This window comes from Streptomyces sp. NPDC004667 (genome assembly GCF_040609475.1).
GTDB lineage: Bacteria > Actinomycetota > Actinomycetes > Streptomycetales > Streptomycetaceae > Streptomyces.
In genome coordinates this window covers 1-26,702 of record NZ_JBEXKC010000005.1, presented here as the reverse complement: position 1 = coordinate 26,702, position 26,702 = coordinate 1, and the positions used below count along the sequence as shown (strand labels likewise).

Sequence of the window (26,702 nt, the reverse complement as noted above, 5' to 3'; positions counted from 1 at the left end):
GGTTCTCCCGGTAACGGTGTGAAGTGATCGATCTACGGATTCAACGGTGGGGGACGGGCGCGGCGACGTCGCAGGACGTCAGCGGGGGCCCATCACGGCCTCACTCGTAAATCGGGGTCTGGAAGAACATGACGACGACGGTACCCGGTTCCGCCGACCCCGCACACCGCACACCAGTCCGGCCTTCACCTCGCCCGGGGCGCCAGGCCGTCGAGCAGGGCCGTGAGGCCGAAGCGGAAGAGGGACTCCGGGGAGAGGTCGGCGTCCGCGCGGGCCGCGGTGAAGGCCGGGAAGGTGCCGTTGCCCAAGAGGGCCGTCATGCGGGCCTGCTGGGCTTCCATGTCGCCGCATGGTCAGGGCCGCCAGACCCTCCGCGTCCGCGAGACCGATCGCCGTACGCACGATGCGGGCCCGGACGGCCGAGTCGTCGGCCGGGGCGGCGGGCCGGGAGGGAGCCGCCGCGACCACCGTCCCGGCCTGCGTCAAGGACCTGGGGACGACGCGGCAGCGCAGCGCTGCCCGACCTGCCCGCCCGCGCTAGGGCAGCGCGCTGCTCACGCCGTCCACGATCATCATCCACATGGGCTGGCCGCCGGTGCCGAAGGCCGACGCCAGGGCGTAGCCGACCGACGCGTCGAGCGGCCGGGTCTCGGCGTCCTCCCGCCACTCCGCGATGACCAGCTCGTCGCCGTCCGAGGAGAAGTCGCCGATGTGCGTGCCGTCGCGGGTCAGCCGGCTGCTGGGGACCGAGTCCGGGACCAGGCGGTAGCCCACCCCCTCGAACTCCACGTCCACCCGGTACGAACGCCTGCTCAGGGCGCCCTTGGCCGGCTTCAGCTCCGCTTCCCGGCCGTCGATCCGCAGCGTGAGGAAGGCGGGGTCGCGGGTGCCGATGGCGGTCTGCGGGTCCACTTCCGACCCGGGGTCCCGCTCCAGGACCACGTGGGGGATCCCCTCGCCCTCGACCTCCAGGCGGTCCTGGCCGTCCTGGCGGACGGTGATCCCGCCGAAGCGGGTGTCCTCGATGGGGGTCTGGATCCGGTCCGGGTCGTTCATGCGTCAGGTCCTTCGGTGCGGGTGGGACCGGCGGTCGATCGGCTGTGGTCCGGCGGCCGGGTGGAGTCCCGGTCCGGAAGAACCGACGATCGCGGTGAAACCGGTCCCCTTCACGGTAGGCGTACGACCTCGGCAGGCGAACTCCAGCCCCTCCAACACCTCTTCCGCGGCGCCGGCCCTCGGCCGCCCCGGTGTGCGGTTCAGTCCAGGTGGTGGGTGTCGTTGAGGGTGTGCACCGTGCCGGTGCCGTCCCCGTCGTACGTCACCGTCGAGAGCGAGGCCGCGGCGACCTCCATGCGGAACAGGCTGTGCGGCGGTGCCTGCAGGGCGAGGCGGAGCAGGGTCCTCACCGGTACGACGTGGGAGACGACCAGAACCGTCGCGCCGCGGTACCGGGCCCGGAGGCCGTCCCGTACGGCGGCGACGCGGCGGCTGACCTGCTGCATGGTCTCGCCCGCTCCCGTGGGCGGGCTTTCGGGCGAGGCGAACCACGCGTTCAGGTCGTCCGGGTGGCGTTCGCGCACCTCGGCGAAGGTCAGGCCCTCCCAGGCTCCGAAGTCCGCTTCCCGCAGGTCCCGGTCGACCTGGACGCCCAGGCCGAGGCGCGCGGCCACGGCCTGGGCGGTCTCCTGGCAGCGCCGCATCGGTGACGTGACGACCGCCTCGATGCCGCCGCGGTGGGCGAGGGCGTCCGCCGTCGCCCGGGCCTGGCGGCGTCCGGCCGGTGACAGTCCCGGGTTGGACCCTCCGCTGCCGGAGATCCGCCGCCCGGGGGTGAGCAGGGTCTCGCCGTGCCGCAGCAGTACGAGCGTCGTCACGTCGCTCACTTCGCGGTCTGCGCCGCGAAGTGGTCCCGGACGGCGTCGGTCTGCTTCTCCATGACGTCGATGATGGCCTCGACCACCTTCAGGTCGGCGTCCTCGGCGATCTCCAGGATCCGCGACCACTCGAAGAAGCTGCGGGCCGGGTCGTTGGTGATGGGGCGCACCCGGATGGTGGCCTCGTAGCTCTGGACCCCGCTGGTGGGGGCGATGGCCCGGTAGGACTGGGTCTTGTTGATCTCGTCGCGGGCGGCGATCTCCTGCTGGACGAGGCCGCCGTTGAGCGTCAGCTTGAAGTCGTAGCGGGCCGGGACCGTCTCGACCGAGCCGCCCTCCGTCCAGGTGACGTCGGTGTGGATGTCCAGGTCGCCCGGGGACACGATCGCCAGGATCTGCATGGCGTCGCGGACGGTGGCCCACACGGTGTCCGGGTCGGACTCCAGGATGGTGGAGTGGTACATGGTGTGCTTGCGCTGGATCTGGATCGGCACGGAGTGCTCCTTGGTCAGTTGGCGTCGTCGGTCTTGGCGACCAGGTGGTTGCCGAGGATCAGGTAGTCGATCTCGGTGCCCATGAAGCAGTTCAGGGCGTCGGTGGGGCTGCAGACGATGGGTTCGCCGGCGACGTTGAACGAGGTGTTGATCAGGCACGGGGTGCCGGTGAGCTCGATGAACCTCCGCAGCAGGGCCGTGAGCCGCGGGGTCCCCCCGTCCGTCAGGGTCTGGATGCGGGAGGTGCCGTCCACGTGCACGGCGCCGGGGATGCGGTCCTTGTACGCGTCGCGGACGGGGAAGACGAACGTCATGTACGGGGACCTGGTCTTGCGCCCCATCTCGAAGATCTCCGGCGCCTGCTCCTCCAGGACGAGGGGAGCGAACGGGCGGAAGGGTTCACGGTGTTTGACCCGGGTGTTGATGATGTCCTTGATGTCGTCGAAGCCGGGGTTGGCGAGGATGCTGCGGTGCCCCAGCGCGCGCGGCCCGTGTTCGACGCGCCCGTCGAACCAGCCGATGACGACCTTCTCCGTCAGCAGCCGCGCCACCCGGTCGATGACCTCGTCGTCGTCCAGGCGCGTGGCGACGACACGGCCGGCGAAACCGGCGAGGGCCTCCTCGATCGCGGCCTCGTCGTAGGACGGGCCCAGGTACGGGCTGACGGGCGCCGACGCGGCGAGGATCTCCGCGGGCCCGGTGCCCGCGTGGCCGAGCCAGGCGTGGACCGCGGCCCCGATGGTGATGCCGGTGTCCGAGGCCCCGAAGCTGACCTCCATGTCCCCGAAGCGCGAGCCCTCGAACATCGGGGTGTTGTTCAGGCAGTTCAGGGCGACGCCGCCCTCGAACAGCAGCCGGTCGAGGTCGGTCCGCTTCTCCAGGTGGCGGACCTGGTGGGCGGTGGCGACGTTCAGCATCTGCTGCGCGGCGGCGGCGACGCGGGAGGTGTATTCGAGGGTGTCCTCGAAGGGCCCGAAGTACTCCTCGAACAGGGCGTCGTGGCTGTGCAGGTCGTCCGTCCGCAGGGGCTCGGCGAAGGTGTAGCGGCCGTCGTCGTGCAGCCTCAGGAGGTGGTCGACGAACGGGTTCGGAGAAGGGGGCTCGGCGTATCCGGCCAGGCCCATCACCTTGTACTCGTCGTTGTTGGGGACGAAACCGAGGAAACGGGTGATGCAGGAGAACAGGGTGCCGAGGGAGTACTGCGCGCCGGTGGCGGTGTCGTCGAAGACGGTGATCCGGCCGTCGCGGATCTCGCCCGTCAGGGTGGAGAAACGTTCGGCACGGCCGTCGCTGACGAGGAACGCGGAGTCCTTCATCCCGGCGAGGTAGTAGCCGGTCGTGGCGTGGGCCAGGTGGTGGGGAACGAAGCGGACCTTGGCGGGGTCGGGACGGTGCCCGGTGCGGGCCTCGAAGTCCGCGAGGATCGCCTCGTGGCTCACGACCTGCTCGAACAGGTCGGCCATGTCGCCCAGGAGGCGGGTCTTCGCCTCCTGGGACAGCGACGAGGCGCGGATGCCGTCGCGGATCCCGTCCAGGACCTCTGGGGTCCAGTTCCAGGGGAAGGCGAACAGGTCGACGTCGTCGAAGGTGATCCCGGCTTCCTCCAGGCACCAGCCGATCGCGTGCACGGGGAAGTCGGTGGTCTTCTTCTCCCGGTTGAGGCGTTCCTCCTCCACCGCGGCGACCAGCCGGCCGTCCACCAGGACCGCTGCGGCGGCGTCGTGGCCCAAGAGGTAGTGCTTGTTGATGCCGGTCGCACCGAGGCGTTCGGAGAAGAACTCCGACACCCGGCTGAAACCGTTGCATCCAAGGACGATCACAGCATTCTCTCCTGTTATGGGGCTACTTGACGATCAACAGGTCGCGGAGCTTCTCCCCGGCCGCGGGTGCCTGGCACAGGCCGGCACCGGTGAACCCGGCCGCGTACAGGAAGCGGCGGGTGGGGTGTTCGCCGATGAACGCGGTGTTGTCCGGGGCGGCGTCGAAGTCCCCGGACCAGGCGCGGTGCAGCCCGGTGCCGTCCAGGGCGGGGAACAGGGTGGCGAGGTGAGCGGAGATGCGGCCGAGCCAGGCCTCGCGCGTCTCAGCGGCCTTGGGCATTCCCATGGCGAGGAGGACGCGGTCCTTCCACGAGCGGATCCGCAGCCCGGACGTGGCGTGCATCGTCATCGGGATCTCGTGGTGCGGGGCGTCCGGGACGTCGGTGAACAGCATCTCGATCGTGTGGGGCGTCATCGGCAGGTCGACCGACGCCATGGACGCCACCTCGCCGGACCAGGGTCCGGCCGTGCACACGATGCTGTCCGCGGTGATGCTGCCGCGCGGGGTGTGGACGGTGTTGTCGTCGTCGATGCGTGTGACGGGCGTGTGGGTGAACAGGCGCGCGCCGTGGTTGCGGGCGCCGGCGGCGTAGCCGCGGACGATGTCGAGGCCGTCCACGTGGTACGCCTCGGGGGACCAGGCGGCGGCCAGCACGGCGCGCTCGTTGATCAGCGGGTTGAGCGCGCGGGCTTCGGCCGCGCTGATCAGGTGTACTCCGACCCCGGCGGCCCGCTGGGCCGCAAGGCCGGACTCGAAGGCGGCGATCTGCTGTTCGTCGGTGAACAGCACCATGAACCCGAGCCTCCTCAGGCCGAGGGGGGCTCCGGTGCGGTGGGCGAACTCGTGGTAGGCGTTCAGGCTGCGCACGGCCATCCGGCCGGTGTGCGGGTCGTCTGGGAAGTAGGTGCGGACCATGCCCGCGGTGTGTGCGGAGGCTCCGCCGCCGAGGGTTCCGCGTTCCAGCAGCACGGTGTCCACGCCGGCTTCGGCGAGGTGGTGGGCGGCGGAGGTTCCGATCACTCCCCCGCCGATGACGACGGCTTCAGCGCGGTCGGGTAAGGCGCTCACGGTCTTCCTTCTCCTGTGGTGTGGGGGTCCGGCGCGGGACGGGCGCGGCTGCGCCCGTCCCGCGACCGGACTCCGCTCCGGGCACGGCCGAGGACCTCAGCGGGCGTCCTGCCGGCGCAGGTGGTCCCCGGTCTCCCACGGGTACAGCTGGAGGTTCCAGCCGCCGAGGCAGTTGATGTAGAGGGCCATCTGGCTGGTGACGGCGTAGAAGTCGGCACGGTCGAGGCGGTCCAGGACCTCCAGGAAGCGCTGGGTGAACGCCCACAGGTGCTCCAGGCCGCAGTAGCCCAGGAACTCGGCGGGGACGCCGACCAGGAGGCGGGTCATGTGGACGAGCGAGTCCAGGGGCATGTCCTGGACGACGGCGCGGACGAGCCCGCCGTAGGCCGCGTAACCCAGGGGCCGGGTCTCCCCGTTGACGAACAGGAGGGTGGGAAGGACGGTGCCGAAGTTCCCCGCCCCGGAGGGGATGACGCCCTGGTGGAGGTCCTCCAGCTCGACCGGCGGTGCGAGCCAGATCCTCTCGGTCTCGGCGTGGATGTCGGCGATCAGGCGGCCGGCGTCCGCGTCGGTGGCCGCGAGCTTCGGGATGCGGTGGCCGCCGGGCTCGCCCGCGCGGCGCACTTCGGCGAGGATCTGCTTCTTCGTGGAGTAGACGGCGTCCCAGATCGCGGCCCCCGCCTCCAGCAGGGCGGGCATGTCCGCCTCACGGACCCGGCCGACGGGAGTGGCGGGCATCGGCTCGGTCAGGGTGCCGTACTTGATGCCCAGGTGCTGGAGGCCGGAGCAGAACACGGTGCCGTCGGGGGCCTCGCGCCGGTCGGGGATCCGGGTGGCGTGGGGCGTGTGCAGCAGGGCCGGTATCGGCGCCACGTGGTAGAGGTGCTCTCCCGCGATGAGGGCGTGCCCCTGGAGGCTCTGGTAGGGCAGCGACTCCCACAGGACGTCGGCGAGTGCAGGGTTGCGGTCGTCGAGATCGGCGGTGACCGTGATGCCGAGGTCGGGCCAGGAGATCTCGATCTGACGACCGGTTAACGTCTTGTTCTCGGACATGGTTTCTCCCCGTTCTTGGTTCTGCCTGCCCGAGGAGTACATCGCCAACATGCCTGTTCGAAACAGGCGTTGATAGCACGAGACCTTGATCATCACTTGATCGACAGTTCGTGCTTTTCTGTGGAACCCCAGCTCAGACGGACCGTCAAGCCGCGGACCCCGCCCCCTCTCACCCACGACCGGCCACGGGCCGCAGATCGACCACCCCGACCTCGTCAATGCCCGGATGCCGGGCTCCATGGAGGACGTCGACTCCCTCGGCCCGGCCGCGGTCGCAGCCGACGCGAACGAGGTCTGAGGGGGCTACGGAGCGTCCCGAACGACCCGCTGTTCGTCGGCGAAGCGGACCAATCGCTGCGCGTAGGCCTGCGGGTGGCTCAGGTGGGGCATGTGGCCGGCCCCCTCGAAGGTGTACGTCTGCGCCCGGGGCATTTCCTTCGAGAGCAGGTCGGTGATGGCGGCGAACCACCGCGGGCTCCGCGTCCCCTTCGTCAGCAGGGCGGGCCCGGTGTAACCGGCGAGGCCTTCGAGGTCGATCCGGGCCCACCCCGGGTCGGCCTGCTCGTCCAGGAAGGTGGGGGCGTTGGCGACGAGGGCGTCGCGGACCCGTTCCGGCAGGGCGTCCCAGGCCCCGGGCTCCAGCACGACCTCGTCCACGAACTGCCGCGCCGCCTCGAGCGGCCGGTCCGCCCGCAGGTGCTCCAGCACGGAATCGATCTTCCGGCCGCCGGCCACGGCCGACGACGGCGGTTCGGGATCTCCGGCCAGGAGGCCCATGAGCGGGGGGTCGTGGGCGACGATCCCCCGGAAGAGCCCGGGCCGCCGGGACGCCAGGCCGAGTACGGTCGAGGCGCCGAAGGAGTTGCCCGCCACGTACGCCGGCGCGAACCCCAGCGTCTCCATCAGCGCGGCGAGGTCCTCCTCGTCCTCGACCCGGGTTCCGGGGCCCGGCGGGCGTTCGCTGCGGCTGTGCCCCCGCCGGTCGTAGACGAGCACCCGGAACCTCTGCGCGAGGGCCGGCAGGACCGGGACCCAGGTCTTGTGGTCCCCCCAGGAGCCGTGCACCAGAACCAGCGGATCGCCCTCCCCCGCCACCTCGTAGAAGAGTCCGACACCGTTCGCTTCGACCCGTGACATCCCGGTCTCCTCACCGGAGGGAGGCGTACGCGAGCTGCTGCCCGCGGCCGGTGCCATTGACGCACCGCGCCCGGCCCCTGACAACCGCCCCGGCCCGCACGTCACGCGTCCGGGCGACGGTCGATCGGGGGCGGGGTCAGGTGGTGGTCAGGACGACCAGGCGGTGGGTGGCGCGGGTCATGGCCACGTAGCGGTTCACGGCGCCTTCGACGCCCTCGCCGAAGGAGGCCGGGTCGATGAGGACGACCAGGTCGAATTCGAGTCCCTTCGAGAGTTCCGGGGTGAGGGCGCGCACGCGGGGCGTCGCCGGGAGGGCGCCCTCGGCGAGGTCGCCCGTGGTGATGACGCAGGCGACCCCCTCGGCGTGTTCGGCGAGCCATCCGTCGAGGACCTCGCTCAGGGCGGTGACCGGGCCGTGGACGACGGGGATGCCGCTGCCGCGGATGGAGGACGGCACGTTGGCGTCCGGTAGCGCGGCGCGGATGACCGGCTCGGCTACGGCCATGATCTCTTCCGGGGTGCGGTAGTTGACGCCCAGGGAGGCCGTCTCGATCCGGTCCAGGCCGACCCGCTCCAGGCGTTCGCGCCACGACTCCGCGAACCCGCGCCGGTCCTGGGCGCGGTCCCCGACGATCGTGAAGCTCCGGGACGGGCAGCGGAGCAGCAGCATCTGCCACTCGGCGTCGGTCAGTTCCTGGGCCTCGTCCACGACGATGTGCGCGAACGGACCGGCGAAGGGCTCGGGGTCGGCGGCGGGCAGGGCGCTCTCGTCGACGAGGCTGTCCTGGAGGTCCCGTCCGCGCAGCATCGTCACCGCCCCCTCGCCGTCGTCGTCGGCGGCCAGGACGTTGTCGATGACCCCGGCCAGGCGCTCGCGCTGCGCGGCGACGGAGGCGTCGTGCCGGCGCTTGCGCAGGGACGCCCCCGGGTCGCCGAGGCGTCGGCGCGCCGCGTCCAGGAGCGGCAGGTCGGACACCGTCCAGGCACGGGCGTCGGCGCGGCGCAGCGTGCGGACGTGGTCCGGGCCGAGCCAGGGGGCGCACAGCCGCAGGTAGGCGGGGACCGACCAGAGGTCCCCGACGAGGTCTGCCGCGTCGAGCATCGGCCACGCGCGGTCGAGCGCCGCGACCAGTTCCTCGTCCTGCAGGAGCGACCCGCGCAGTGCCTCGTGCGGGATGCCGCCGCCGAGCCGGTCGCCCAGGATCGTGACCAGTTCCTCCAGGATCGGTTCGCGGGCCTCGTTGTGCGGGGTGCCGCGTCCGGCGTCGAACGCGTCGGCCCAGTCGTCGGCGCTCAGCCGCAGGTCGGCCCAGTCGGTGGTGACCGTCATCCCCTCGGAGGGCGGCTCCTCGTAGAACGCGACGGCCGTCTCGATCGCCTTCACCATGTCCGCGGACGCCTTCAGGCGGGCCGCGTCCGGGTCGGCCTCGACCCCGGCGCCGGCGCCCTCCTCGACGAGGTCGCGCAGGGTGCAGGTCCGCACGCCCTCCTCGCCGAGGCTGGGCAGGACGTCTTCCACGTAGGCCAGGTAGGGGCGGTGCGGGCCGACGAACAGCACGCCGCCGCGGCGGTGGCCGAGCCGCGGGTCGGAGTAGAGGAGGTGGGCGGTCCGGTGCAGGGCGACGACGGTCTTGCCCGTGCCCGGACCGCCGTCGACGACGAGGGCGCCGCGGGAGCCGGCCCGGATGATGGCGTCCTGATCGGCCTGGATGGTGGTGAGGACGTCCCGCATCCGGGCGGACCGGTTGCCGCCGAGACTGGCGATGAAGGCCGACTGGTCGTCGAGCGCGGCGCGTCCTTCGAGCCCGTCGGCGGTGAAGACCTCGTCCCAGTAGTCGCCGATCCGGCCGCGGGTCCAGCGGTACCTGCGCCGGCTGGCGAGGCCCATCGGGTTGGCGTGGGTCGCGGCGAAGAACGGCTCGGCCGCGGGCGAGCGCCAGTCGAGGAGCAGGCGGCGGCCGGAGCTGTCGGTGAGGCCGAGGCGCCCGATGTAGACGGGTTCGGAGCCGTCCGCGCCGACGACGTGTCCCAGGCACAGGTCCCGGCCGAAGCGACGCAGGGTGCGCAGGCGGCCCGTGAGGCGGTGGATCTCCGTGTCCCGCTCCATCGCCTCCCGGCCGGCGCCTCCGGGTGCCTTGCGCAAGGTGGCGAGGCGGTCGGAGAGTTCGGCGATCGCCTCGTCGAGCGTCTCCGTGACGGCCGCGAAGTGCTGCTCGTCGCCCGCGGTCAACGCGGGGTCGGCCTTGGCGGCGAGGTGCTCGGGAAGGTCGAACGCACTGGTGGTCGCGCTGAGGGTCAGGGGGTGCATGCTCTCCTGTTTCGCTGGTCCGGCCGGTCGTGGCCTGGCCCGCGATTCTGACCCGGCACCGGGGTCTTGCCACAAGCCCCCCGGTGCGCTATACGTTGAGAGTGGTGGGGAGTTGATGTCTTCTGCGCCCCGTGCACGTCGATGGCTCCCCGGTAGCTGCCGGGTCGAGGAATTCGGCCGCACCACCACCAGCTCACCACCGCCGGCACCCTGCCGCCGGCCTCCCGGGCCCCTCCGGAACCACCCGGACAGCCCCCTCCCGTCACGTCCTGACGCACGGACGGGGCCCCACCGCCGCGTGCCGGTGGGGCCCCGTCCGTGTGCGGTGCGGGAGCGACTTCAGCTGTCGGAGTAGCTGAAGTCGCCGACGGTCCAGGCGCCGACGTCCTCGATCGCGACGCGGTACATGCCGCCCGTCTCGGGGATGCCCACGGTGCCCTGGAGGATGCGGGCGACGTGGAAGTGCAGATGGGTGGGTGGGCCGTCCGTGGCCGTGGGACCCGCGGGACCCGTGAAGGCGGCGGAGAACTCGGTCAGCCGGGCCGAGTCCGTCAGGACCTCCGCCACGCGCTGCCTCCAGACGGCTTCGGGGGCCAGCCGGCCGGTGATGACGCCACCCCCGGTGACCACGGTCAGGGACATCTGATTGCTCTGCGCGGACTCCACCAGGGCGGCGATGTCCACGAGCAGCTGGTCGGGCTTCGACATGGAAGCCGATTCTATTCACCGACCCCGCGCCGTACGGTGCCGAATCCGGACGGAGCCACCACCCGGTGGGCTCAACCCGGCGTGCGACCGCGGTCCGGGGGGCCGTCAATGGACGCGAGAGGCGTCGCGCCTCCCCCGTCCCAGGGAGGGCCATGAGTCTGCCGTCCGAGCCGCCCCCGCCCCCGCCCTCACCCCCGGGCCAGGCTCCCGCTCCTCCGCCGCCGCCCCCGCCGCCGTCGCAGTCGTCGCCGTCGTCGTCTCCGTCGCGCGGGCGGCGGATCGCCGCGAGCACCGCTTCCGCCGTGCTGATCACGCTGGCCTGCCTCCTCGTACCGGTGTCCCTCCTGACCGTCTGGGTGCACGACATCGTGCTGGACACCAACCGCTACGTGTCCACGGTCGCCCCCCTGGCCTCGGACCCGGCGATCGAGGCCGCCGCCGTCCACCGCATCACGGAGGCGGCCGACGTACGGATCGACGGGTCGCAGGTCACCGCCGACCTGGCGAAGTGGCTGGAGTCCCAGGGGCTGCCGCCGCGCGTCGGCACGGCGGTCAAGGCGCTGGGCCCCCAGCTGGACTCGGCGGCCGACCAGGCCGTCACCAAGGTGGCGAGCCGCTTCGTGTCGAGCCAGGCGTTCGACACGGTCTGGACCCAGGCCAACCGGGTCGCCCACCAGTCCGTCGTGCGCGCGCTGACGGGCAAGGGCCGCGGCGCGATCGGCGTCGACGGCGGCACCGTCACCCTCGACGTCGGCGCGGCCGTCGAGACGGTCAAACAGGACCTCGTGAAGGCGGGGCTCTCCCCGGCCGAGAAGATCCCCGACGTCAACAAGCAGATGGTGCTCTTCCACTCGGACAAGCTGCAGAAGATCCGGGGCGGGGTCCGGCTCCTCGACATCGCCGGCAACTGGCTCCCCGTGATCACCGTGCTCCTCGCGGCGGGCGGGGTGCTGCTCGCCCGGCGCCGCCGCCGGGCCCTGGTGGTCATGGCGCTGTGCGGGGCCGGAGCCTGCCTGCTCGTCGCCATCGGGCTGGTCATCGCCCGCCGCTACTACCTGGACCACCTCCCTGAGCAGGTCCAGTCCCGGGACGCCGCCGCGGCCGTCTTCGACACGCTGGTGCGGTTCCTGCGGGTCAGCCTGCGGACCGCGCTCGTCCTCGGGATCGTGATCGCGCTCGGCGCCTACCTGTCCGGCGCCGGCCGGCTGCCGCGGGCCGTCCGCGGCGGGGCCGAGCGCAGGGCCGACTCCACCATGGCCTGGAGCGCGGCCCACGGGGTGACGACGGGCGGCGCGGGCAGCTGGGTGGAGGCCCGGCGGCGTCCGCTCACCGTGGGCGTGCTCATCGTGCTGGCGCTGGTGTTCGCGCTGTGGAACCACCCGACGGTGCTCACGGTCCTGCTGCTGGTGCTCATCCTGCTGGTCGCCCTCGCCGTGCTCGCGCTGCTCGCGGCGGGCGGCCGCGCCGGAAACGGAGCGGGGGCCGGGGCCGGGGCCGGGACAGGACCAGGCACCGGGACCGGGCCAGGGCCAGGGGACGGCGGGCGGGATCCGGGCTCCGGGGGCCCCGGGCACGGGAACCGGTAGCGCCGTACGCCGTCACTGCGCGGCCGGCCCCGACGCCCTCGTCGGGGCCGGCCGCGGCGGAGTGCCCAGCCAGCGGGCGAACGGGGGCTCGTGCGCGACCACGTAGCCGACGGCGATGGCGAGGGTGATCACGACGAACAGCGTGATCAGCCAGGACAGCACGACGAAGACCGAGCCTAGGGCGCCGAACTCCTGCAGGCTGCGGTTCAGGGCGTGGGGCATGTAGACCCGCGAGGCCACGGTCAGCACCTGTTCCCCCGCCCCCGCCAGCAGGGCCCCCGGAAGCAGCGGGAGCCACGGGATCCGGGCGCCGAGCAGCAGGTGCTGGGTCCACCACCACAGCAGCGTGCCGGCCACCACCGCCACGATGAAACCGGTGACCGCGCCGGCCCCGAAGGCGCTCTGCATCGGTCCCTGGAACAGCAGCGCGGCGAGCCAGACGGTGAGCCAGGCGATCCAGCGCCAGGCCGCCACGGCGGCCTTGGCCTTGGGCAGGTGCCACGAGCGCTCGCAGGTCCGCTGGAGGGCGCGGCTGCAGGCGGTGGCCGATGCCAGCGTCACGATGATGCCCACGGCGCCGGTGGTCGTGGCGGTCGTGGAGTCCTTGGCGGAGTAGACCGAGAGGACCTGGTCCAGGGCGGCGTCCTGGAGGCCCATGGCCGCGCGGAGGGAGTGCGCCAGCTGGTCCTGCATCCAGTCCGGGCCGATGGTGCCGATGACGAAGAGGGCGGGCAGCCCGCCGAGGAAGGCCTGTGCGGCCAGCCGGGTGGCGCAGTCCAGCACCCTGACGGCCGCGAGCTGCTCGATCAGCCGGGTGAGCACCGGGGTGTGCCTGCGCATCCAGCCGGGGATGGCGAACAGCCGGGGCCCGGCTTCCGGTTCGGACACGGAGGACTCCTCGGGAGGGCGCGGGAGCACCACCATGCCCGAGAACCATGGCGAAATCGGAGATGTCACGCATTTCGCCGACACGCCGCCGCCCGGTGGGGGCCTCCCCGGAAACGGGGGGCCACACCGGGCGGGCGGGTGTCACCGGGTCAGCACTTGAGCCCGGTCGAGGCGTTGGCCGCCGCCTGGTCGAGGCTCTGGATCTGCGGCTGGAGCTGGGTGAGCGCGTCCTTGCCGGTGGTGTCGCCGGGCAGGTCCTGGTAGCCCTTCTTGAGGCCCTCGGCGGCCGACTTCACGGCGTCCTGCTCCGACTGCTTCATCTTCTTCATGTTGCTCTTGACGTTCTCCCAGTCCTTCTGGACCGCTTCGACGGCGCTCTGCACCTGGTCCTTGGTCGCCACGGCGGGGTTCAGGGCCTTCAGTTTGGCGTTGTCGGCCTTGAGTGCGTTCAGGTTGGTGCAGAGGTCCGCGGCCGCCTGGGTGGCCTCCTCGGCCGGCGAGCTGCTGTTGTCGGAACAGGCCGCGAGACCGAACGCCGCGGTGACGCAGAGCACGCCGATCACGGGGAAACGCTTCATGGGTGAGGCCTTCCTCAAAGGGGGCAGATCAACGCAGTCACGACCAATGACCACAAACCACAAAATAGACACACCCACCACCTTCTGCATCCGCACCCTCACCCCCCGCGTCCGCCCCCGGACCCCTTGCGCCGCCCGGACGGCTCAGACCAGCGACGGGTTGAGGCGGGCGAAGCCCTCCTGGCGCTCGTAGGGGAAGTACGGGTACGGGGCCGGACGGTGGCTCGCGGCGTCGAGCCGGGCCACCTGGTCCGGCGTCAGCTCCCAGCCGACGGCGCCGATGTTCTGGCGGAGCTGCTCCTCGTTGCGGGCGCCCACGATGACGGAGGAGACGGTGGGCCGGCGCAGCAGCCAGTTGATGGCCACCTGCGGGATCGTCCGACCGGCCTCCTCCGCGACGGCGTCGAGGGCGTCGACCACGTCGTAGAGGTGCTCGTCCTGCACCGGCGGGCCGTAGTCGGCGGTCCGGTGCAGGCGGCTGCCTTCCGGGAGGGGGAGGCCTCGGCGCAGCCCGCCGGTGAGCCGGCCCCAGCCGAGGGGGCTCCACACCATCGCGCCGACGCCCTGGTCGTGGCCCAGCGGCATCAGCTCCCACTCGTAGTCGCGGCCGACGAGGGAGTAGTAGACCTGGTGGGCGGCGTAGCGGGGGAATCCGTGCCGCTCGGCGGCCGCGAGGGACTTCATCAGCTGCCAGCCCGCGAAGTTGGAGACGCCGACGTGGCGGATCTTTCCGGCCCGCACGAGGCCGTCGAGGGCGCCGAGCACCTCCTCGACGGGGGTGGCGGCGTCGAAGGCGTGCAGCTGGAAGAGGTCGATGCGGTCGGTGTCCAGGCGGCGCAGGGCGTCCTCGGTCGCGCGGATCAGGCGGGAGGGGGAGGTGCCGGCGTCGCCGGGGCCGTCGCCCATGGGCAGTCCGGCCTTGGTGGAGAGCAGTACCCGGTCCCGGCGGCCCTTGACCGCCCGGCCGAGCACCTCCTCCGAGGCGCCGGCGGAGTAGACGTCGGCCGTGTCGAACAGGGTGATGCCCGCCTCCAGGCAGATGTCGACGAGGCGGCGGGCCTCCCGCGCGTCCGTCGTGCCCCACGCGCCGAAGAGCGGACCCCGGCCTCCGAAGGTTCCCGCTCCGAAGCTCAGGGCGGGGACCTCGAGACCGGACGTGCCCAGCTGCCTGTATTCCATGACGCATCCCCCGACTCGAAGCGGTAATGGCACCGCAGACCCTTTAAGGTGATCCCAACGTAACAGGAGATCGCCACTAATGGAACGGGAGCCCCGTTATGGACTTTTCCGATGAGGCCGCCCCCACCGCGGAGGACCCGGCGGAGCCGGGGACCGTCCGGCCCGGCGGGCGTACGGCGCGGGTGCGCGCGGCAGTGCTCCGGGCGGCCGGCGACACCCTCGCCGAACAGGGCTTCCACCGGCTGGACCTGGCCGAGATCGCCCGTCGCGCCGACGTGGGCAAGACCACCGTGTACCGGCGCTGGGGCACGGTGGCCGGGCTGGTCGCGGACCTGTTGACGGACATGGCCGAGCAGTCGACGCCGCGCACCGAGACGGGATCGCTGACCGAGGACCTGCTCGCCAACGCGGAGCTCGTCCGGCGCACCCTGACCGATCCGCGTCAGGGGGCCCTGTTCAAGGCCGTGATCGCCGCCGCCACGGGCGACGCGCGCACGGCCGAGGCCCTGCACCGCTTCTACGAGGTCCGGGTCGCGGAATGGGCGCCGTGCGTGCGGCAGGCCGTGGAGCGGGGGGAGCTGCCGGAGGGGACCGACGCCGCCGAGGTGGTCCGCGCCGTGTCCGCACCGCTGTACTACCGCTTCCTCACCACCGGTGAGCCCCTGGACGGGGCCGCGGCCGGGCGCGCGGCGCGGGCGGCCGTCGCCGCGGCCCGCGCGGGGGCCTTCGTACGGGAACCGGAGCACGGCTGACGCGTGCCCGCAGCCCCGTCCGGGCCGGCACGGGGGCTGGGGCGGGCGCGGATACGGGGGCCGGGCGGGCGCGGACGGGCAGGGAGGGGCGGGGCCCAGGTGCCTCAGGTGCGGTCGATGAACACGCTGGTGGACTTCACCCGGGCGGTGGCCCGCATGCCGACCTCCAGGCGCAGCTCCTCGACCGCCTCCCGGGTCAGCAGGGACACCACCCGGTGCGGGCCCGCCTGGACCTCCACCTGCGCCCCGACCGAGCCCAGCTTGATGGCGGTCACGATGCCGGGGAAGGCGTTGCGCGCCGAGGTGTACGGGGTGTCCTCGTCCTCCGCGGCCTCCTGGGCGACCTCGACGCAGAACGCCGCCAGGTCGGGCCCGTCGACGATCCTGCGGTTCCCCTCGCGCCGGGTGGGGAACCGGTCGGCATCCGCCCAGCGGCGGGCGGTGTCACTGCTGACGCCGAGCAGCCGCGCTGCCTGGCCGATGGTGTACGACTCCATGCACGCAGCCTAGTGCGGTGGCCGGAAAGGTTTGCCGGGTCGCGGTCCTGCCGCCGGGGCGGCGCCGGTCAGGCCGCGAGCAGGGCGTCGGCGATCGCGGTGCGGGCGTAGAGCACCGAGCGGCCCGCGCGGTGCGCCGTGACCAGGCCCGCGTTGCGCAGCGCCGTCAGGTGCTGGGAGACCCCCGCGGCGGACAGGCCGCAGTGGCGGGCCAACTGGGTGGTGGACGCCGGACTGTCCAGCTCCGCCAGCAGCAGCGCGCGGGAACGGCCCAGTACGCCGGCCACCGCGTCGGCGGAGGAGGCGGGGCGGGGCTCCCACAGGGTGCCGACGCCCCGGGCCGGATAGGCCAGCTGGGGCGGGTCCGGGGCCACGGACCGGGTCAGGACGCGGGGCCAGGCGAAGGCCGTCGGCACCAGCAGCAGCCCCGGTCCCGACCGCTCACGGGTCAGCCCGCACTCGCAGCGCAGCAGGTGCAGGGTGCCCTCGTCCCAGTGGACCGATTCGTGCAGCTCGTTGAGGACGGCGGCGGACCCGTGCTCGGCGACCTGACGGGCCCGGTGGAAGACGTCCGCCTCCAGCAGCTGGCGGATCCGCGCCCAGTAGGGGGCCAGGGCGAGTTCCCAGTACGTCTCGATCTCCGCCGTGACCTTCTCCAGCGCCGGCCCCGGCTCCTCCTGGAGCAGCCGCAGCCGGGGCGAGGGGCCCGGTCCCGGGCCGCCCGGACGGGTGTGGAGCAGGTCCTCGACGTCGGCCCGGACCTGCTCGGGACGGCTGGCGCGGATGGCCGCCAACTCGGCGTCGAGGGTGGGGAAGGGGCCGTCCGGGGTCGGGTTGAGGAAGTCCGCCAGGTAGCCGCGCGCCGGGATCAGCTCGTCCAGCCAGCCGCCCCGCAGACCCGCGCACCGCATCCGGGGCCGCACCTGCGCCGCCCAGCGCCGGTGCAGGGAACACCCGGCCGGATCCTTCAGCAGCCGGAAGCTGGTGACGACCTCCCACATCGGGGAGACGGCGAAGCGCGTGCGGGCCAGATCCGCCGCCGAAAAGGTCAGCCCCGTCGCCATGTCCCCGCCCCCGCAGCCCAGTTGGATTCGGCCTGAGCTTAATCAGTGGGCCCGGCGGGCACGGGGCCGCAGGCTCCTACCGTGCTCCGCGCCCTCCGGTGCGCAGGGCGCCGGCCGGCGGGCCGGACTCCGCGGCGGGCGCCGCGCGGGAGGGGACGCACGAGACCGGCGCGGGCCGCGTACGGGGGGCCACAGGGGAGCCTCCCGCACGCGGCCCGCGTCCTTCCCGCACACCCTCTGCCCTCGGCCTGCGGCCTGCGAAAGATCCATACGGGTATCACCCGGTTCGAGCGGGTATATCCCTCAGGACGGTGGCGCCCGCACACGACCACGGCCGCCCGGGGAGCCTCCGTCGGAGGAGCGCAGAGCGATGAACCTCACCGATCTCACCGGCCTCACCGACCCCGGCCTGACCGAGCACACCGATCACGGCGATCGGAACGATGTCGCGACCGGCGAGGCCAAGGCCCTCTCGGTGGCCCTGTTCCGCAGGCTGGCCGCGCTCGAAGAGGGCACCGCGGAGTACTCCTACGTCCGCAACACCCTGGTCGAGCTGAACCTGAGCCTGGTGAAGTTCGCCGCCCGCAGGTTCCGCGGACGCAGCGAACCGATGGACGACATCGTCCAGGTCGGCACGATCGGGCTGATCAAGGCCATCAACCGGTTCGACCCGGAACGCGGGGTAGAGTTCACCACCTTCGCGATGCCCACGATCAGCGGGGAGATCAAGCGGTTCTTCCGCGACACCAGCTGGGCGGTGAAGGTCCCCCGCAGGCTCCAGGAGCTGCGGATCGACACGGCGAAGGCCCACGACGCCCTCGAACAGGGCCTCGGCCGCGAGCCCACCGACGCCGAGCTGGCACGGAAGCTGCACGTGACGCCGGAGGAGTTCGGCGAGGGCCGCAAGGCCGCCTGCGCCTACTCCGCGCGCTCGCTGGACGCCCCGGCCCAGGACGACCCGGAGCGCGACCCGCGGACCGAGCGGTCCTCGCTGGGCGCGGAGGAGCCCGCGTACGACCTGATCGAGTGCCTGGAGTCCCTCAAGCCGATGCTGGCCGGGCTGCCGGAGCGGGAGCGGACCCTGCTGGCGCTGCGGTTCGGGCAGGAGCTGACCCAGTCCGAGATCGGGGAGCGGCTGGGGCTGTCCCAGATGCACGTGTCCCGGCTGCTGCAGCGCACCCTGGCCCGGCTGCGCTGCGGCCTCCTCACCGACGAGCCCGACGAGCCCGACGGGGCCGACGAGCCCGACGGGGCCCTGGGGGCTCCCGGGGCCGCGAAGGCCCCCGAGGGACCCCGGGCCGCTCCCGGGGCCGCCGACGCCGCCTGAACCGGGCCGCCGCCCCGCCCCCGCCTACGCCTCCGGCCCGGCCGGGGCCGGGGCCGCAGGGCCCGGAACCTCCAGCCACACCGTCTTGCCCGGCGGCGACGGGACGCAGCCCCACCCCCGGGCGAGCCGTTGCAGCAGGATCAGGCCGTGCCCGCCCGGCCGGGCCCGGTCCGGCGGCCGCGGGACCGGCGGTTCGGGGCTGTCGTCGGTGACCTCCACGCGCAGCAGGCCGGGGGCGTGCCGCAGGACCAGCTCGCGCGGGCCGCCCGCGTGCAGGCAGGCGTTGGTCACCACCTCGGAGACCAGCAGGAGCACGTCCTCCTCGGCCTCGGCGCCGGCGGGCCAGTGCCAGTCGGCCAGGGCACGCCGGGTGAAGTCCCGGCAGCGGGTCACGACACCCGCCGTGCCACCGCCCAGGACCAGCTTCCGCGTCTGCTCGGCCACAGGCTCTCCCGTCTCCGCCGCCCGTCCCCCGGCGCCGCACCTACCCCCGGGATCGACGGACAAATCCCACCACGCGGCGGCCGGATCCCCCATGCACGACGGGGCCCCACCATGAGTTTTCCGCCGTTCTCCCCCGTGGAGCGGCCGATGACGGCGACGCTACGGCGAGGACCGGAACCCGTCGAGCGGCGCGTCCCCCGTACGTCAAGTCACCCCCCGGCCACGCCCCGGCGGAGGCACCCCCGGGTCCACATCCTGGACAACTACCCTCGATATATGAACGCAGAAGCCGCCGACGCCCTCGCCGCCGTGAAAGACGCCGACCGGAAGCACGTTTTCCATTCCTGGTCGGCGCAGGAGCTCATCGACCCGCTGGCCGTCGCCGGCGCCGAGGGCTCGTACTTCTGGGACTACGAGGGCAACCGTTTCCTCGATTTTTCGAGTGCGCTCGTCTACACGAACATCGGGTACCAGCACCCCAAGGTCGCGGCCGCGATCGCCGAGCAGTCCGCCCGGCTGTGCACGGTCGCGCCCGGTTTCGCCGTCGACGTCCGCTCCGAGGCCGCCCGGCTGATCGCCGAGCGCACCCCCGGGGACCTGGACAAGATCTTCTTCACGAACGCGGGCGCCGAGGCGGTCGAGAACGCCGTCCGGATGGCCCGGCTGCACACCGGCCGGCCCAAGGTGATGTCCGCGTACCGCTCGTACCACGGCGCGACCTCCACCGCGATCAACCTCACCGGTGACGCCCGCCGCTTCGGCAACGACACCGCCACCGCCGGCGTCGTGCACTTCTGGGGCCCGTTCCTCTACCGCTCGCCCTTCCACGCCGGCACCGAGGCCGAGGAGTGCGAGCGCGCCCTGCGCCACCTGGAGGACACGATCGTCTTCGAGGGCCCGCAGTCCATCGCCGCGATCATCCTGGAGACCGTCGGCGGCGCCCCGGGCGTGCTCGTGCCCCCGGCCGGCTACCTGGCGGGCGTGCGGGCGCTCTGCGACCGCTACGGCATCGTCTTCATCCTCGACGAGGTCATGGTCGGCTTCGGGCGCACCGGCACCTGGTTCGCCGCCGACCACTGGGACGTCACCCCCGACCTGATCTGCTTCGCCAAGGGCATCACCAGCGGCTACGTGCCGCTCGGCGGTGTCGCCATCTCCGCCGCGATCGCCGAGACCTTCGCCCGCCGCCCCTACCCGGGCGGGCTGACGTACTCCGGGCACGTGCTGGCCTGCGCCGCCGCCGTCGCGACGATCAACACGATGGAGGAGGAGGACATCGTCGGGCAGTCCGCCCGCACCGGCGCCGAACTGCTGGGACCGGGCCTGCGCGAGATCGCCGCGCGCCACCCCTCGGTCGGCGAGGTCCGCGGACTGGGCACCTTCTGGGCGCTGGAACTCGTACGGGACGCGGACACCCGCGAGCCGCTCGTCCCGTACAACGCCTCCGGCGCCGACAACGCGCCCATGGCGGCCTTCGGGGCGGCCCTGAAGAAGGGCGGCCTGTGGCCGCTCCTCGCCGGGAACCGGATGCACGTCGCCCCGCCCTGCAACGTCTCCGCCGAGGACGTGGCCAAGGGCCTGGCCGTCCTCGACGAGGCCCTCGCGGTCGCCGACGCGCACATGGCCTGACCTGCGGGTCTGTACGGTCGCCCAAGCCGTGGGTGCTGGTGTTCGGAGGATCCGTACGGTGGTTAACCCGCCGTACACATGCTGCAATCCGTGCAGTACTACTCAGCACCTACGGACCGGGATGCACGTCAGTCCCGGGGCGGCCCCCAGGGGCCGAACGGCGGGGAGCGGCACGTCTTCACGCGGGACGCGCGCTGGACGCCGGGCGTACGGGATCCAGACCAACGGACTCCGTGTTCCCGAGTACCCGAAGGAAGACAGCATGAGCAAGCACGTCCTGGGCCAGAACCAGTACGGCAAGGCCGAGAACCGCATCGTCGTGGTGACCCGCAAGGGCAGCGACGGCTCCTGGGCCGAGATCCGCGACCTGAACGTCTCGGTCGCCCTGCGCGGTGAGTTCCGCGACGTCCACCTGACCGGCGACAACGCCAACTGCCTGCCGACGGACACCACCAAGAACACGGTGTACGCCTTCGGCAAGGAGCACGGCGTCGCCTCGCCCGAGGCCTTCGGCATCCACCTCGCCAAGCACTTCGTCTCCTCCCAGCAGCCGATCCGCGAGGCGCAGATCCGGATCGAGGAGTTCGCCTGGGAGCGGATCCCGGTCCCGACGCGCAAGGAGCAGCACTCCTTCGTCCGCAAGGGCCAGGAGGTGCGCACCGCGCAGGTCACCTACAGCGAGACCACCGGTCTCCAGGTCATCTCCGGTCTGAAGGACCTGACGGTGATGAACTCGACCAACTCCGAGTTCCACGGCTACATCAAGGACAAGTACACGACGCTCAAGGAGGCGTACGACCGCATCCTGGCGACCAAGGTCACCGCCCGCTGGGCGCAGTCGGCGCTGGCCGCCGACGACGCGGACTTCGACTGGGACGGGTCGTACAAGAAGGTCCGCAAGCACATGCTGGAAGCCTTCGCGGAGACCTACTCGTACTCGCTCCAGCAGACCCTGAACCAGATGGCCGAGCGCGTGCTCGACAACTGCCCCAAGGTCAACGAGGTGCGCCTCAACCTCCCCAACAAGCACCACTTCCTCGTCGACCTGGAGCCCTTCGGGCTGAAGAACGACAACGAGGTGTACTTCGCGGCGGACCGCCCGTACGGCCTGATCGAGGGCACCATCCACCGCGACGGCGTGCAGCCGGTGATCGCCACGTCCGACTGGATCGTCGCGTAACAGCACCGCCCCGCAGCACCGTTCGGCCCGGACCGCGTCGCGGGGTCCGGGCCGTCGTGCCGTTCACTCCCCGGCCGGGGAGCCCACCAGGAGGTTCCAGCGGCCGGAGCGGCCGCTGAGGGTGGTCACGGTCCGAGGCCGCACGTCGAGCCGCCAGAAGGCCTGCGCGGGCAGTTCCAGGGCCCACACCACCGCGGCCCGTACGACGGCCTGCCCGACCACCGCGTGGTGCGGACCGGGCGGCAGCGCGGCCAGGTGCGCCCCGGTCCGGGCGATCAGCGCGGCCACGGACTCCCCGCCGCCCGGTGGCGCGTACGCCGGGTCGGTGAGCCAGGCGCGGATCCCCTGCGGGTCCTCGGCGGCGACCTCCTCCAGGGTCCGGCCCGCCCAGTCCCCGGTGGCCGGGCCGGCCAGACCGGCGTGGCCGGGGCACGGGTCCCCGTACCCGAACCGGCCCTGGCGGGCGGCGGAGTCGAGCGGGGGCGTGGTCAGGTGCAGCCGTACGGGTGGACTCGGCGGGGCCTGGGGCGTCGTCTCGGGCATGGGAGGGAGCGTAGAGCGCGCGCCCAGGGCGTGAGACGGCGGACATGCGCCGTGGTGTTCAGGCCACGGGCGCGGTACGGTCTCGGACGACATGACGAAGGTATGACGGAAGTACCGGTGAGATTCCGGCACGGTCGCGCCACTGTGAATCCTCCCGCAGCAGTGCGGGCAGGGAAGTCAGACCCGCCACCTTCTTCAAGAGCACCACTGACCGGGACGCGTGTTCCCCCTGGAGGTTCTGCCATGGCCCACTCCGCCGTGCCGTCGTCGGCCCCCGTAGCCGTCACCCCGCTCTCCCTGAAGGAACTGGCCCCCTGGGCGCTGTTCGTCGGCGTCCTCATGCTCGTCCTGCTGTACCTCGTCGGCGCCGAGCAGGGTGCCACCGCGGTCTTCCAGGGCAACACCGTTCACGAGTGGATGCACGACGGCCGTCACCTGCTCGGTTTCCCCTGCCACTGACCGGCTGATCCCCGGTCCACGCGCCGCCGGGAACTCCCCTGCGCGCGGCGCCGGTACGGCTCCGCGCGGGGCCCGTCCCCCGCGTGACTCCGCGGGACACCAGCCCGCGGAGCGCCGTACGGCCCGCGCGCCGCTTCCGCCTGCCCTGTGGACCCCGGAGATCCCCCGCTCGCCCCTCTCCGCCCCAGCAAGGGAAACCGACGCATGAACCGCATCTCCCCACGTGTCCTGCTGATCCGGGGCATGCTGGCCGGCCTGCTCGCCGGCGTGGCCGCCTTCCTCGTCGCGTACGTCCTCGGCGAGTCCAAGGTGGACGCGGCCATCGCCATCGAGGAAGCCGCCTCCGCCGGGCACGACCACGCCGAGGACGCCCCGGTCAGCCGGGCCCTGCAGGCCACGGCCGGCCTCGGCACCGGCACCCTCCTCTACGGCGTCGCGCTCGGCGGCATCGCCGCCCTCGTCTTCTGCTACGCCCTGGGCCGGCTCGGCCGCTTCGGCCCGCGGGCCACCGCCGCGCTGGTCTCCGGGGGCCTGTTCCTCACCGTGAACCTGGTCCCGTTCCTCAAGTACCCGGCCAACCCGCCGGCCGTGGGCGACCCGGACACGGTCGTGCGGCGCACCACCCTGTTCGTCCTGATGATCGCCCTGAGCCTGCTGCTCGCGGCGGGCGCCCTGATCCTGGGGCGGCGCCTGGCCCCCTCCCTGGGCAACTGGAACGCCTCGATCGTCGCCGCGCTGTCCTTCGTCGTGGCGGTGGGCGTCGCCTACGCCCTGCTCCCCGGCATCAACGAGGTGCCGGCCGACTTCCCGGCCGCCCTGATCTGGCAGTTCCGCCTCGCCTCGCTGGGCATCCAGGTGGCCCTGTGGACGACTTTCGGCCTGGCCTTCGGATTTCTAGCCGAACGCGCTATTGCCCCGGCCGCCGCACCCCAGGAGGCTGTACAGCCGATGAGTTGAGCACGACACGCCTGTTGCGGGTGTGGAAGGTGGGAGCCGGGACATGCCGACCGCGATCTGGCATTGGCGGGGCTGGACCGGCGCCGCACCCTTCTGGCTGAACTCCTTACTCCTGCTCCTGGCCCCGTTCACGGCCGCGACCCTGCTCGCGCAGATCGGGGTCATCACCGCCTTGGCCGCCCTGGGCGGACTGGCCCGCCAACTCTGGTTCGGGGACTACGGCCACCCCGCGATCCACCTCGCCGCCGCCCTCATGGGGGCGGCGGCGGTCGCGTTCGTGGTGATCTGAGCGCCCCGCCCGCCCCGGCCCGGGCCCCCGCGAACCCCCTGGCGACAATGGGAGTTCGAACGGAGCGGGGAGCTGGTGTGGCGTCAGGGCGGGACGTACCCGAGGAATATCTGACCGGGTACGCGGGGATCCTCGCGGACGTCCGGACCACCGGGCGCCGCCCCGGACCCGAGGCACTCGCCACCCGGCGGGCCCTCGGCGCGCGGGCCGCCGCCGCCGGGTACGGGCTGCGCGGCCTCGTCGGCGCCCATCTCGCCGCCACCCGGGCCGCACTCGAAGGACACGGCGCCCCGGACCCCGTGCTGGCGGCGGCGGAACAGGCCGTGGACGCCTTCGCCGAGGGCTACGAGCGGGCCCGGCACCTGCTGGTGCGCCGCGAGGAGGCCGCCCGCCGGGAGTACGTCGACGACCTGCTGCTCGGCCGGGGAGACCCCTGCCGCCTCGCCGAACGGGCGTCGCGCTTCGGACCGGCCCCGGCGCCCGCGTACACGGTGGCCGTCGCGCGCGGCCCGCAGCCCTGCGAGGACGCGGGCCCGGCCGCCCGCCGCGTGGAGGCGGCCCTGACCGGGCGGTTCGGGGACGGCGCCGCCCTCCTCGCCACCAAGGACGGCCTGCTGGTCTGCGTGGCCCCGGGCGACCGGGACGAGGTGCCGGTCCACTTCGCGCGGCAGGCGTGCGCGGCGCTCCCGGGCACGGGGCTCGTCGCGGTCGGGCGCCCGCGTCCCGGCACCGGCGGGATCGCGGCCTCGTACGAGGAGGCCCGCGACGCCCTCGGCCTCGCGGACCGGCTCGGTTTCGAGGGACCCGTACTGCGCGCCGCCGACCTGCTGGTGTTCCCGCTGCTGACCCGGGACCGGGCCGCCCTGGCCGACCTGGTGCTGAGCGTGCTCGGGCCGCTGCGGGCCGGACGGGGCGGAGCCGGGCCGCTGCTGGAGACCCTGGCGGCGTACTTCGACTCCGGGTGCGTGGCCGCGGAGTCGGCCCGGCGGCTGGGCCTGAGCGTGCGGGCACTGACCTACCGGCTGGAGCGGATCCACCGGATGACCGGCCACGACCCCGGGGATCCCGTCCAGCGGTACACCCTGCAGACGGCGGCGATCGGGGCCCGGTTGCTGGACTGGCCCGCGCGGCCCCTGCCGTCGGCCGCGGCCGCGGTCACGGACCCGGACGCCGCGTCAGGGGCGTGAACACGCCGCCCGGCAGGGCGCGCGGGGCGGGCGCCGTCGCACCGCCGGGTCCGCCCTCACCCGTTCGGGCGCACGGCGTCGACCCACCGGAAGCGCGCCCGGCGCACCGCCCCGAGCTGCGAAGACACCCGCGCACGGCCGCGACACGCCGGTGACGAACCGTCACTTCCCGGCGCGCCCGTGCGGTGCCGGACGCCCGGGAGCGGTCCACTGCTCACAGGAACCGGCCGCCCGAGCCGGCCCGGGAGGAACGCCATGGCCCGCGCCCAGTGGATCGTCGCCGCGCTGACGGTCACTCTGATCTGCACCGGAGTGGGCCTGTTGCGCGGCAGCCAGGGCGCGGAGTCCACCACCGCCGGCACCGCCGACGCACTGCCCTCCCGGGCGCTGGGCCTGTCCGGACACCGGCGGCTCGTGCGCGGGCTCGAACACTCCGGGGCGCACGGCCCGGACACCGGGCCCCGGGGAGTGTCCGCCGCGCCGCTGCGCGCCTCGCGCCCGCTGCGGCTGCGCATCCCCAGCCTGGGGGTGGACCTCCCGCTGGCGCGGGGCCCGCAGAACGCCGAAGGCGTGGCCGGCTGGGACCCCGAAGGCCCGGTGCCCGGCAGCGCGGGCACCGCCGTGGTCAGCGGGGACGGGCTGCCGCTCGCCGAGCTGCGGCGGGGGCGGACCATCGAGATCCCGCGCGCGGACCACCGTACGGCCGTGTTCACCGTCGAACGGATCTCGCCCGGCGTGGTCGGCGGCTCCGCCGACCGGCCCGGGCGGGCCCGGCTGCGGCTGATCAGCGGGGAGACCACGGTCCTGGCGCGGCTGACCGGGCCGCTGCGCACCCGCTGAGCGCGGGGTCCCGGTGGGGCAGTGGCGGATGTCAGCCGAGGGGGGTGTCTTCGTCCCCCGGTCGGGGGCTTCTGGTGCCCGGCGGGGGAGCCGCCCGGCGCGCCGGGGCATGGAGGGCGTCATGAGCGGTGCGCGGTACGCGCGGACGGTGGCGGCGCGGGCCCTGACGGTGGCCTGCGTAGCGCTGCTGTGCCTGTTCGGCGCCGGTCCGGCGGCCAGTACGGCCTCCGCCCTGGCCGCGGACTCCCGTTCGGCCTCCTCCGCCCCCGCCGAGCCCACCGAAGGGCAGTCGGACGGGGCGGCGGACTCCGACGCCCGCGCGGCCGTACGGACGGCGGTGCGCACGGCGCTCGCCGTCCGGCGGCTGCCGGGGATGTTTCACGTGAAACACGTGTGCGATGCGGCCGGGCCGCCGCACGCGATCCGGGGCGGGGAGGCCGCACCGGCAGGATCCCAGCGGACGGTACGGAGCGTGGTCCTGCGCTGCTGAGCGGGCCGAGCAGCAGCGCGTCCCCCCACACACGCCCGAACCACCGTGAGGTTCCGCCATGCCCATCGACCCGTACGCCGCCCTGAACGCCATGCTCCGCGCCGAGGCCGCCCGCCACTCCCCGCCGGTCCGCCGGACCCCGGAACGGCCGGCGTCCGCGCCGAGGCCGACCGGCCCCGAGGCCACGGCCACGGCCGCGGGCCGGGAGGAGGAGCCGGAGGCGGGAGCCGGACCGGGCCCGGCCACTCCCGCCGCGTAGCCACCGGGGCGCCCACCGCATGAGGCGGGGGGGGGGTGCGGGGGCGGATCGCCGCCCCCCGGCCGCGCGCCCGGGGCACCCGCGCCGTTTC

28 protein-coding genes and 1 pseudogene are annotated in these 26,702 nt (G+C 73.3%); 12 read left to right on the top strand and 17 right to left on the bottom strand.

The features are described from left to right. Positions 1–185: 185 nt before the first annotated feature. The 10 genes and pseudogenes from ABZW32_RS04275 to ABZW32_RS04230 all read right to left on the bottom strand — a co-directional run bounded on the left by ABZW32_RS04275 (position 186) and on the right by ABZW32_RS04230 (position 10,463). Positions 186–341 (bottom strand): hypothetical protein, encoded by a 156-nt coding sequence (locus ABZW32_RS04275; protein WP_356210938.1) that lies wholly within the window; start codon positions 339–341, stop codon positions 186–188. A gap of 196 nt (positions 342–537) precedes the next feature. Continuing rightward, positions 538–1,056: a hypothetical protein gene (locus ABZW32_RS04270; RefSeq protein WP_356210935.1), complete on the bottom strand. Its 519-nt coding sequence runs from the start codon at positions 1,054–1,056 to the stop codon at positions 538–540. 200 nt (positions 1,057–1,256) lie between these two features. Beyond that, positions 1,257–1,868, bottom strand: a pseudogene (locus ABZW32_RS04265) (histidine phosphatase family protein); the annotation flags it as partial. Positions 1,869–1,879: 11 nt separating this feature from the next. Then, complete coding sequence (locus ABZW32_RS04260) at positions 1,880–2,368, bottom strand: SRPBCC family protein (RefSeq protein ID WP_266840116.1); 489 nt, start codon at positions 2,366–2,368, stop codon at positions 1,880–1,882. Positions 2,369–2,382: 14 nt separating this feature from the next. After that, positions 2,383–4,188 (bottom strand): carbamoyltransferase C-terminal domain-containing protein, encoded by a 1,806-nt coding sequence (locus ABZW32_RS04255; RefSeq protein WP_356210931.1) that lies wholly within the window; start codon positions 4,186–4,188, stop codon positions 2,383–2,385. A 22-nt stretch (positions 4,189–4,210) separates the two neighbouring features. Continuing rightward, complete coding sequence (locus ABZW32_RS04250) at positions 4,211–5,257, bottom strand: FAD-dependent oxidoreductase (RefSeq protein WP_356210928.1); 1,047 nt, start codon at positions 5,255–5,257, stop codon at positions 4,211–4,213. A 96-nt stretch (positions 5,258–5,353) separates the two neighbouring features. Further along, positions 5,354–6,310, bottom strand: a complete 957-nt coding sequence (locus tag ABZW32_RS04245) for a hypothetical protein (protein WP_356210925.1) — start codon at positions 6,308–6,310, stop codon at positions 5,354–5,356. Between the two features lie 303 nt (positions 6,311–6,613). Then, positions 6,614–7,447, bottom strand: coding sequence for an alpha/beta hydrolase (locus ABZW32_RS04240; RefSeq protein WP_356210922.1), 834 nt, complete (start codon positions 7,445–7,447; stop codon positions 6,614–6,616). Between the two features lie 136 nt (positions 7,448–7,583). Then, complete coding sequence (gene helR, locus ABZW32_RS04235; protein WP_356210919.1) at positions 7,584–9,755, bottom strand: RNA polymerase recycling motor ATPase HelR; 2,172 nt, start codon at positions 9,753–9,755, stop codon at positions 7,584–7,586. Between the two features lie 339 nt (positions 9,756–10,094). Next, positions 10,095–10,463 carry a hypothetical protein gene (locus ABZW32_RS04230; RefSeq protein ID WP_356210917.1) on the bottom strand — a complete coding sequence of 123 codons (369 nt, stop codon included), beginning with the start codon at positions 10,461–10,463 and terminating at the stop codon, positions 10,095–10,097. A 302-nt stretch (positions 10,464–10,765) separates the two neighbouring features. On the opposite strand from ABZW32_RS04230, the gene ABZW32_RS04225 reads away from it, so the two are divergent. Beyond that, the gene (locus tag ABZW32_RS04225; protein WP_356210914.1) at positions 10,766–12,049 is read left to right on the top strand and encodes a hypothetical protein; all 1,284 of its coding nucleotides are present in this window, start codon (positions 10,766–10,768) and stop codon (positions 12,047–12,049) included. Between the two features lie 12 nt (positions 12,050–12,061). Here the strand turns inward: ABZW32_RS04225 and ABZW32_RS04220 are convergent, their stop codons facing one another. From ABZW32_RS04220 to ABZW32_RS04210, 3 genes are all read right to left on the bottom strand, one after another. After that, a complete protein-coding gene (locus ABZW32_RS04220) occupies positions 12,062–12,937 on the bottom strand; it encodes a YhjD/YihY/BrkB family envelope integrity protein (protein WP_356210912.1) in 876 nt (291 codons plus the stop codon). A 149-nt stretch (positions 12,938–13,086) separates the two neighbouring features. Beyond that, on the bottom strand, positions 13,087–13,515 hold the full coding sequence (locus tag ABZW32_RS04215) for a hypothetical protein (RefSeq protein ID WP_356210909.1): 429 nt from the start codon (positions 13,513–13,515) through the stop codon (positions 13,087–13,089). Between the two features lie 144 nt (positions 13,516–13,659). After that, positions 13,660–14,694, bottom strand: coding sequence for an aldo/keto reductase (locus tag ABZW32_RS04210; protein ID WP_356210906.1), 1,035 nt, complete (start codon positions 14,692–14,694; stop codon positions 13,660–13,662). A gap of 98 nt (positions 14,695–14,792) precedes the next feature. Between ABZW32_RS04210 and ABZW32_RS04205 the strand changes: the two genes are divergently transcribed. Continuing rightward, positions 14,793–15,446, top strand: a complete 654-nt coding sequence (locus ABZW32_RS04205; protein WP_356210904.1) for a TetR/AcrR family transcriptional regulator — start codon at positions 14,793–14,795, stop codon at positions 15,444–15,446. Positions 15,447–15,550: 104 nt separating this feature from the next. Here ABZW32_RS04205 and ABZW32_RS04200 read toward each other — a convergent pair whose 3' ends face one another. Then, positions 15,551–15,943: a TOBE domain-containing protein gene (locus tag ABZW32_RS04200; protein WP_356210901.1), complete on the bottom strand. Its 393-nt coding sequence runs from the start codon at positions 15,941–15,943 to the stop codon at positions 15,551–15,553. A 68-nt stretch (positions 15,944–16,011) separates the two neighbouring features. Then, positions 16,012–17,007, bottom strand: a complete 996-nt coding sequence (locus ABZW32_RS04195; RefSeq protein ID WP_356210900.1) for a DUF5937 family protein — start codon at positions 17,005–17,007, stop codon at positions 16,012–16,014. A gap of 370 nt (positions 17,008–17,377) precedes the next feature. On the opposite strand from ABZW32_RS04195, the gene ABZW32_RS04190 reads away from it, so the two are divergent. Continuing rightward, positions 17,378–18,334: a SigB/SigF/SigG family RNA polymerase sigma factor gene (locus tag ABZW32_RS04190; RefSeq protein ID WP_356210898.1), complete on the top strand. Its 957-nt coding sequence runs from the start codon at positions 17,378–17,380 to the stop codon at positions 18,332–18,334. Positions 18,335–18,358: 24 nt separating this feature from the next. On the opposite strand, the gene ABZW32_RS04185 is transcribed toward ABZW32_RS04190, so the two are convergent. Further along, positions 18,359–18,778 (bottom strand): ATP-binding protein, encoded by a 420-nt coding sequence (locus tag ABZW32_RS04185; RefSeq protein WP_356210896.1) that lies wholly within the window; start codon positions 18,776–18,778, stop codon positions 18,359–18,361. A 276-nt stretch (positions 18,779–19,054) separates the two neighbouring features. Here ABZW32_RS04185 and ABZW32_RS04180 point away from each other — a divergent pair, with 276 nt between their 5' ends. Both ABZW32_RS04180 and pucL read left to right on the top strand, forming a co-directional pair. Next, entirely contained in the window at positions 19,055–20,407 is a 1,353-nt protein-coding gene (locus ABZW32_RS04180) for an aspartate aminotransferase family protein (protein WP_356210894.1), read from the top strand. A 262-nt stretch (positions 20,408–20,669) separates the two neighbouring features. Then, a complete protein-coding gene (pucL, locus tag ABZW32_RS04175) occupies positions 20,670–21,587 on the top strand; it encodes a factor-independent urate hydroxylase (RefSeq protein WP_356210892.1) in 918 nt (305 codons plus the stop codon). A 63-nt stretch (positions 21,588–21,650) separates the two neighbouring features. Here pucL and ABZW32_RS04170 read toward each other — a convergent pair whose 3' ends face one another. Then, positions 21,651–22,130 (bottom strand): histidine phosphatase family protein, encoded by a 480-nt coding sequence (locus tag ABZW32_RS04170; protein WP_356210889.1) that lies wholly within the window; start codon positions 22,128–22,130, stop codon positions 21,651–21,653. A gap of 243 nt (positions 22,131–22,373) precedes the next feature. Here ABZW32_RS04170 and ABZW32_RS04165 point away from each other — a divergent pair, with 243 nt between their 5' ends. The 7 genes from ABZW32_RS04165 to ABZW32_RS04135 all read left to right on the top strand — a co-directional run bounded on the left by ABZW32_RS04165 (position 22,374) and on the right by ABZW32_RS04135 (position 26,611). Beyond that, positions 22,374–22,589 carry a CbtB-domain containing protein gene (locus ABZW32_RS04165; protein WP_356210887.1) on the top strand — a complete coding sequence of 72 codons (216 nt, stop codon included), beginning with the start codon at positions 22,374–22,376 and terminating at the stop codon, positions 22,587–22,589. A 204-nt stretch (positions 22,590–22,793) separates the two neighbouring features. Beyond that, entirely contained in the window at positions 22,794–23,546 is a 753-nt protein-coding gene (locus ABZW32_RS04160; RefSeq protein WP_356210885.1) for a CbtA family protein, read from the top strand. Between the two features lie 43 nt (positions 23,547–23,589). Then, complete coding sequence (locus tag ABZW32_RS04155) at positions 23,590–23,835, top strand: hypothetical protein (protein WP_356210884.1); 246 nt, start codon at positions 23,590–23,592, stop codon at positions 23,833–23,835. A gap of 77 nt (positions 23,836–23,912) precedes the next feature. Next, positions 23,913–25,022: a helix-turn-helix domain-containing protein gene (locus ABZW32_RS04150; protein WP_356210882.1), complete on the top strand. Its 1,110-nt coding sequence runs from the start codon at positions 23,913–23,915 to the stop codon at positions 25,020–25,022. A 255-nt stretch (positions 25,023–25,277) separates the two neighbouring features. Continuing rightward, a complete protein-coding gene (locus ABZW32_RS04145; RefSeq protein ID WP_356210879.1) occupies positions 25,278–25,862 on the top strand; it encodes a class F sortase in 585 nt (194 codons plus the stop codon). 121 nt (positions 25,863–25,983) lie between these two features. Further along, positions 25,984–26,352, top strand: coding sequence for a hypothetical protein (locus ABZW32_RS04140; RefSeq protein WP_356210877.1), 369 nt, complete (start codon positions 25,984–25,986; stop codon positions 26,350–26,352). A gap of 58 nt (positions 26,353–26,410) precedes the next feature. Continuing rightward, a complete protein-coding gene (locus tag ABZW32_RS04135; RefSeq protein WP_356210875.1) occupies positions 26,411–26,611 on the top strand; it encodes a hypothetical protein in 201 nt (66 codons plus the stop codon). The last annotated feature ends 91 nt before the right edge of the window (positions 26,612–26,702 follow it).

Excerpts from the sequence above, each read along its gene's own strand:
- helR (WP_356210919.1), bottom strand. The coding sequence starts at position 9,755 with ATGCACCCCCTGACCCTCAGCGCGACCACCAGTGCGTTCGACCTTCCC.
- ABZW32_RS04165 (WP_356210887.1), top strand. The coding sequence starts at position 22,374 with ATGGCCCACTCCGCCGTGCCGTCGTCGGCCCCCGTAGCCGTCACCCCG.
- ABZW32_RS04135 (WP_356210875.1), top strand. The coding sequence starts at position 26,411 with ATGCCCATCGACCCGTACGCCGCCCTGAACGCCATGCTCCGCGCCGAG.
- ABZW32_RS04160 (WP_356210885.1), top strand. The coding sequence starts at position 22,794 with ATGAACCGCATCTCCCCACGTGTCCTGCTGATCCGGGGCATGCTGGCC.
- ABZW32_RS04210 (WP_356210906.1), bottom strand. The coding sequence starts at position 14,694 with ATGGAATACAGGCAGCTGGGCACGTCCGGTCTCGAGGTCCCCGCCCTG.
- ABZW32_RS04170 (WP_356210889.1), bottom strand. The coding sequence starts at position 22,130 with ATGCCCGAGACGACGCCCCAGGCCCCGCCGAGTCCACCCGTACGGCTG.
- ABZW32_RS04245 (WP_356210925.1), bottom strand. The coding sequence starts at position 6,310 with ATGTCCGAGAACAAGACGTTAACCGGTCGTCAGATCGAGATCTCCTGG.
- ABZW32_RS04140 (WP_356210877.1), top strand. The coding sequence starts at position 25,984 with ATGAGCGGTGCGCGGTACGCGCGGACGGTGGCGGCGCGGGCCCTGACG.
- ABZW32_RS04195 (WP_356210900.1), bottom strand. The coding sequence starts at position 17,007 with ATGGCGACGGGGCTGACCTTTTCGGCGGCGGATCTGGCCCGCACGCGC.
- ABZW32_RS04200 (WP_356210901.1), bottom strand. The coding sequence starts at position 15,943 with ATGGAGTCGTACACCATCGGCCAGGCAGCGCGGCTGCTCGGCGTCAGC.
- ABZW32_RS04270 (WP_356210935.1), bottom strand. The coding sequence starts at position 1,056 with ATGAACGACCCGGACCGGATCCAGACCCCCATCGAGGACACCCGCTTC.
- ABZW32_RS04215 (WP_356210909.1), bottom strand. The coding sequence starts at position 13,515 with ATGAAGCGTTTCCCCGTGATCGGCGTGCTCTGCGTCACCGCGGCGTTC.
- ABZW32_RS04180 (WP_356210894.1), top strand. The coding sequence starts at position 19,055 with ATGAACGCAGAAGCCGCCGACGCCCTCGCCGCCGTGAAAGACGCCGAC.
- ABZW32_RS04155 (WP_356210884.1), top strand. The coding sequence starts at position 23,590 with ATGCCGACCGCGATCTGGCATTGGCGGGGCTGGACCGGCGCCGCACCC.
- ABZW32_RS04275 (WP_356210938.1), bottom strand. The coding sequence starts at position 341 with ATGGAAGCCCAGCAGGCCCGCATGACGGCCCTCTTGGGCAACGGCACC.
- ABZW32_RS04240 (WP_356210922.1), bottom strand. The coding sequence starts at position 7,447 with ATGTCACGGGTCGAAGCGAACGGTGTCGGACTCTTCTACGAGGTGGCG.
- pucL (WP_356210892.1), top strand. The coding sequence starts at position 20,670 with ATGAGCAAGCACGTCCTGGGCCAGAACCAGTACGGCAAGGCCGAGAAC.
- ABZW32_RS04230 (WP_356210917.1), bottom strand. The coding sequence starts at position 10,463 with ATGTCGAAGCCCGACCAGCTGCTCGTGGACATCGCCGCCCTGGTGGAG.
- ABZW32_RS04190 (WP_356210898.1), top strand. The coding sequence starts at position 17,378 with ATGAACCTCACCGATCTCACCGGCCTCACCGACCCCGGCCTGACCGAG.
- ABZW32_RS04205 (WP_356210904.1), top strand. The coding sequence starts at position 14,793 with ATGGACTTTTCCGATGAGGCCGCCCCCACCGCGGAGGACCCGGCGGAG.
- ABZW32_RS04145 (WP_356210879.1), top strand. The coding sequence starts at position 25,278 with ATGGCCCGCGCCCAGTGGATCGTCGCCGCGCTGACGGTCACTCTGATC.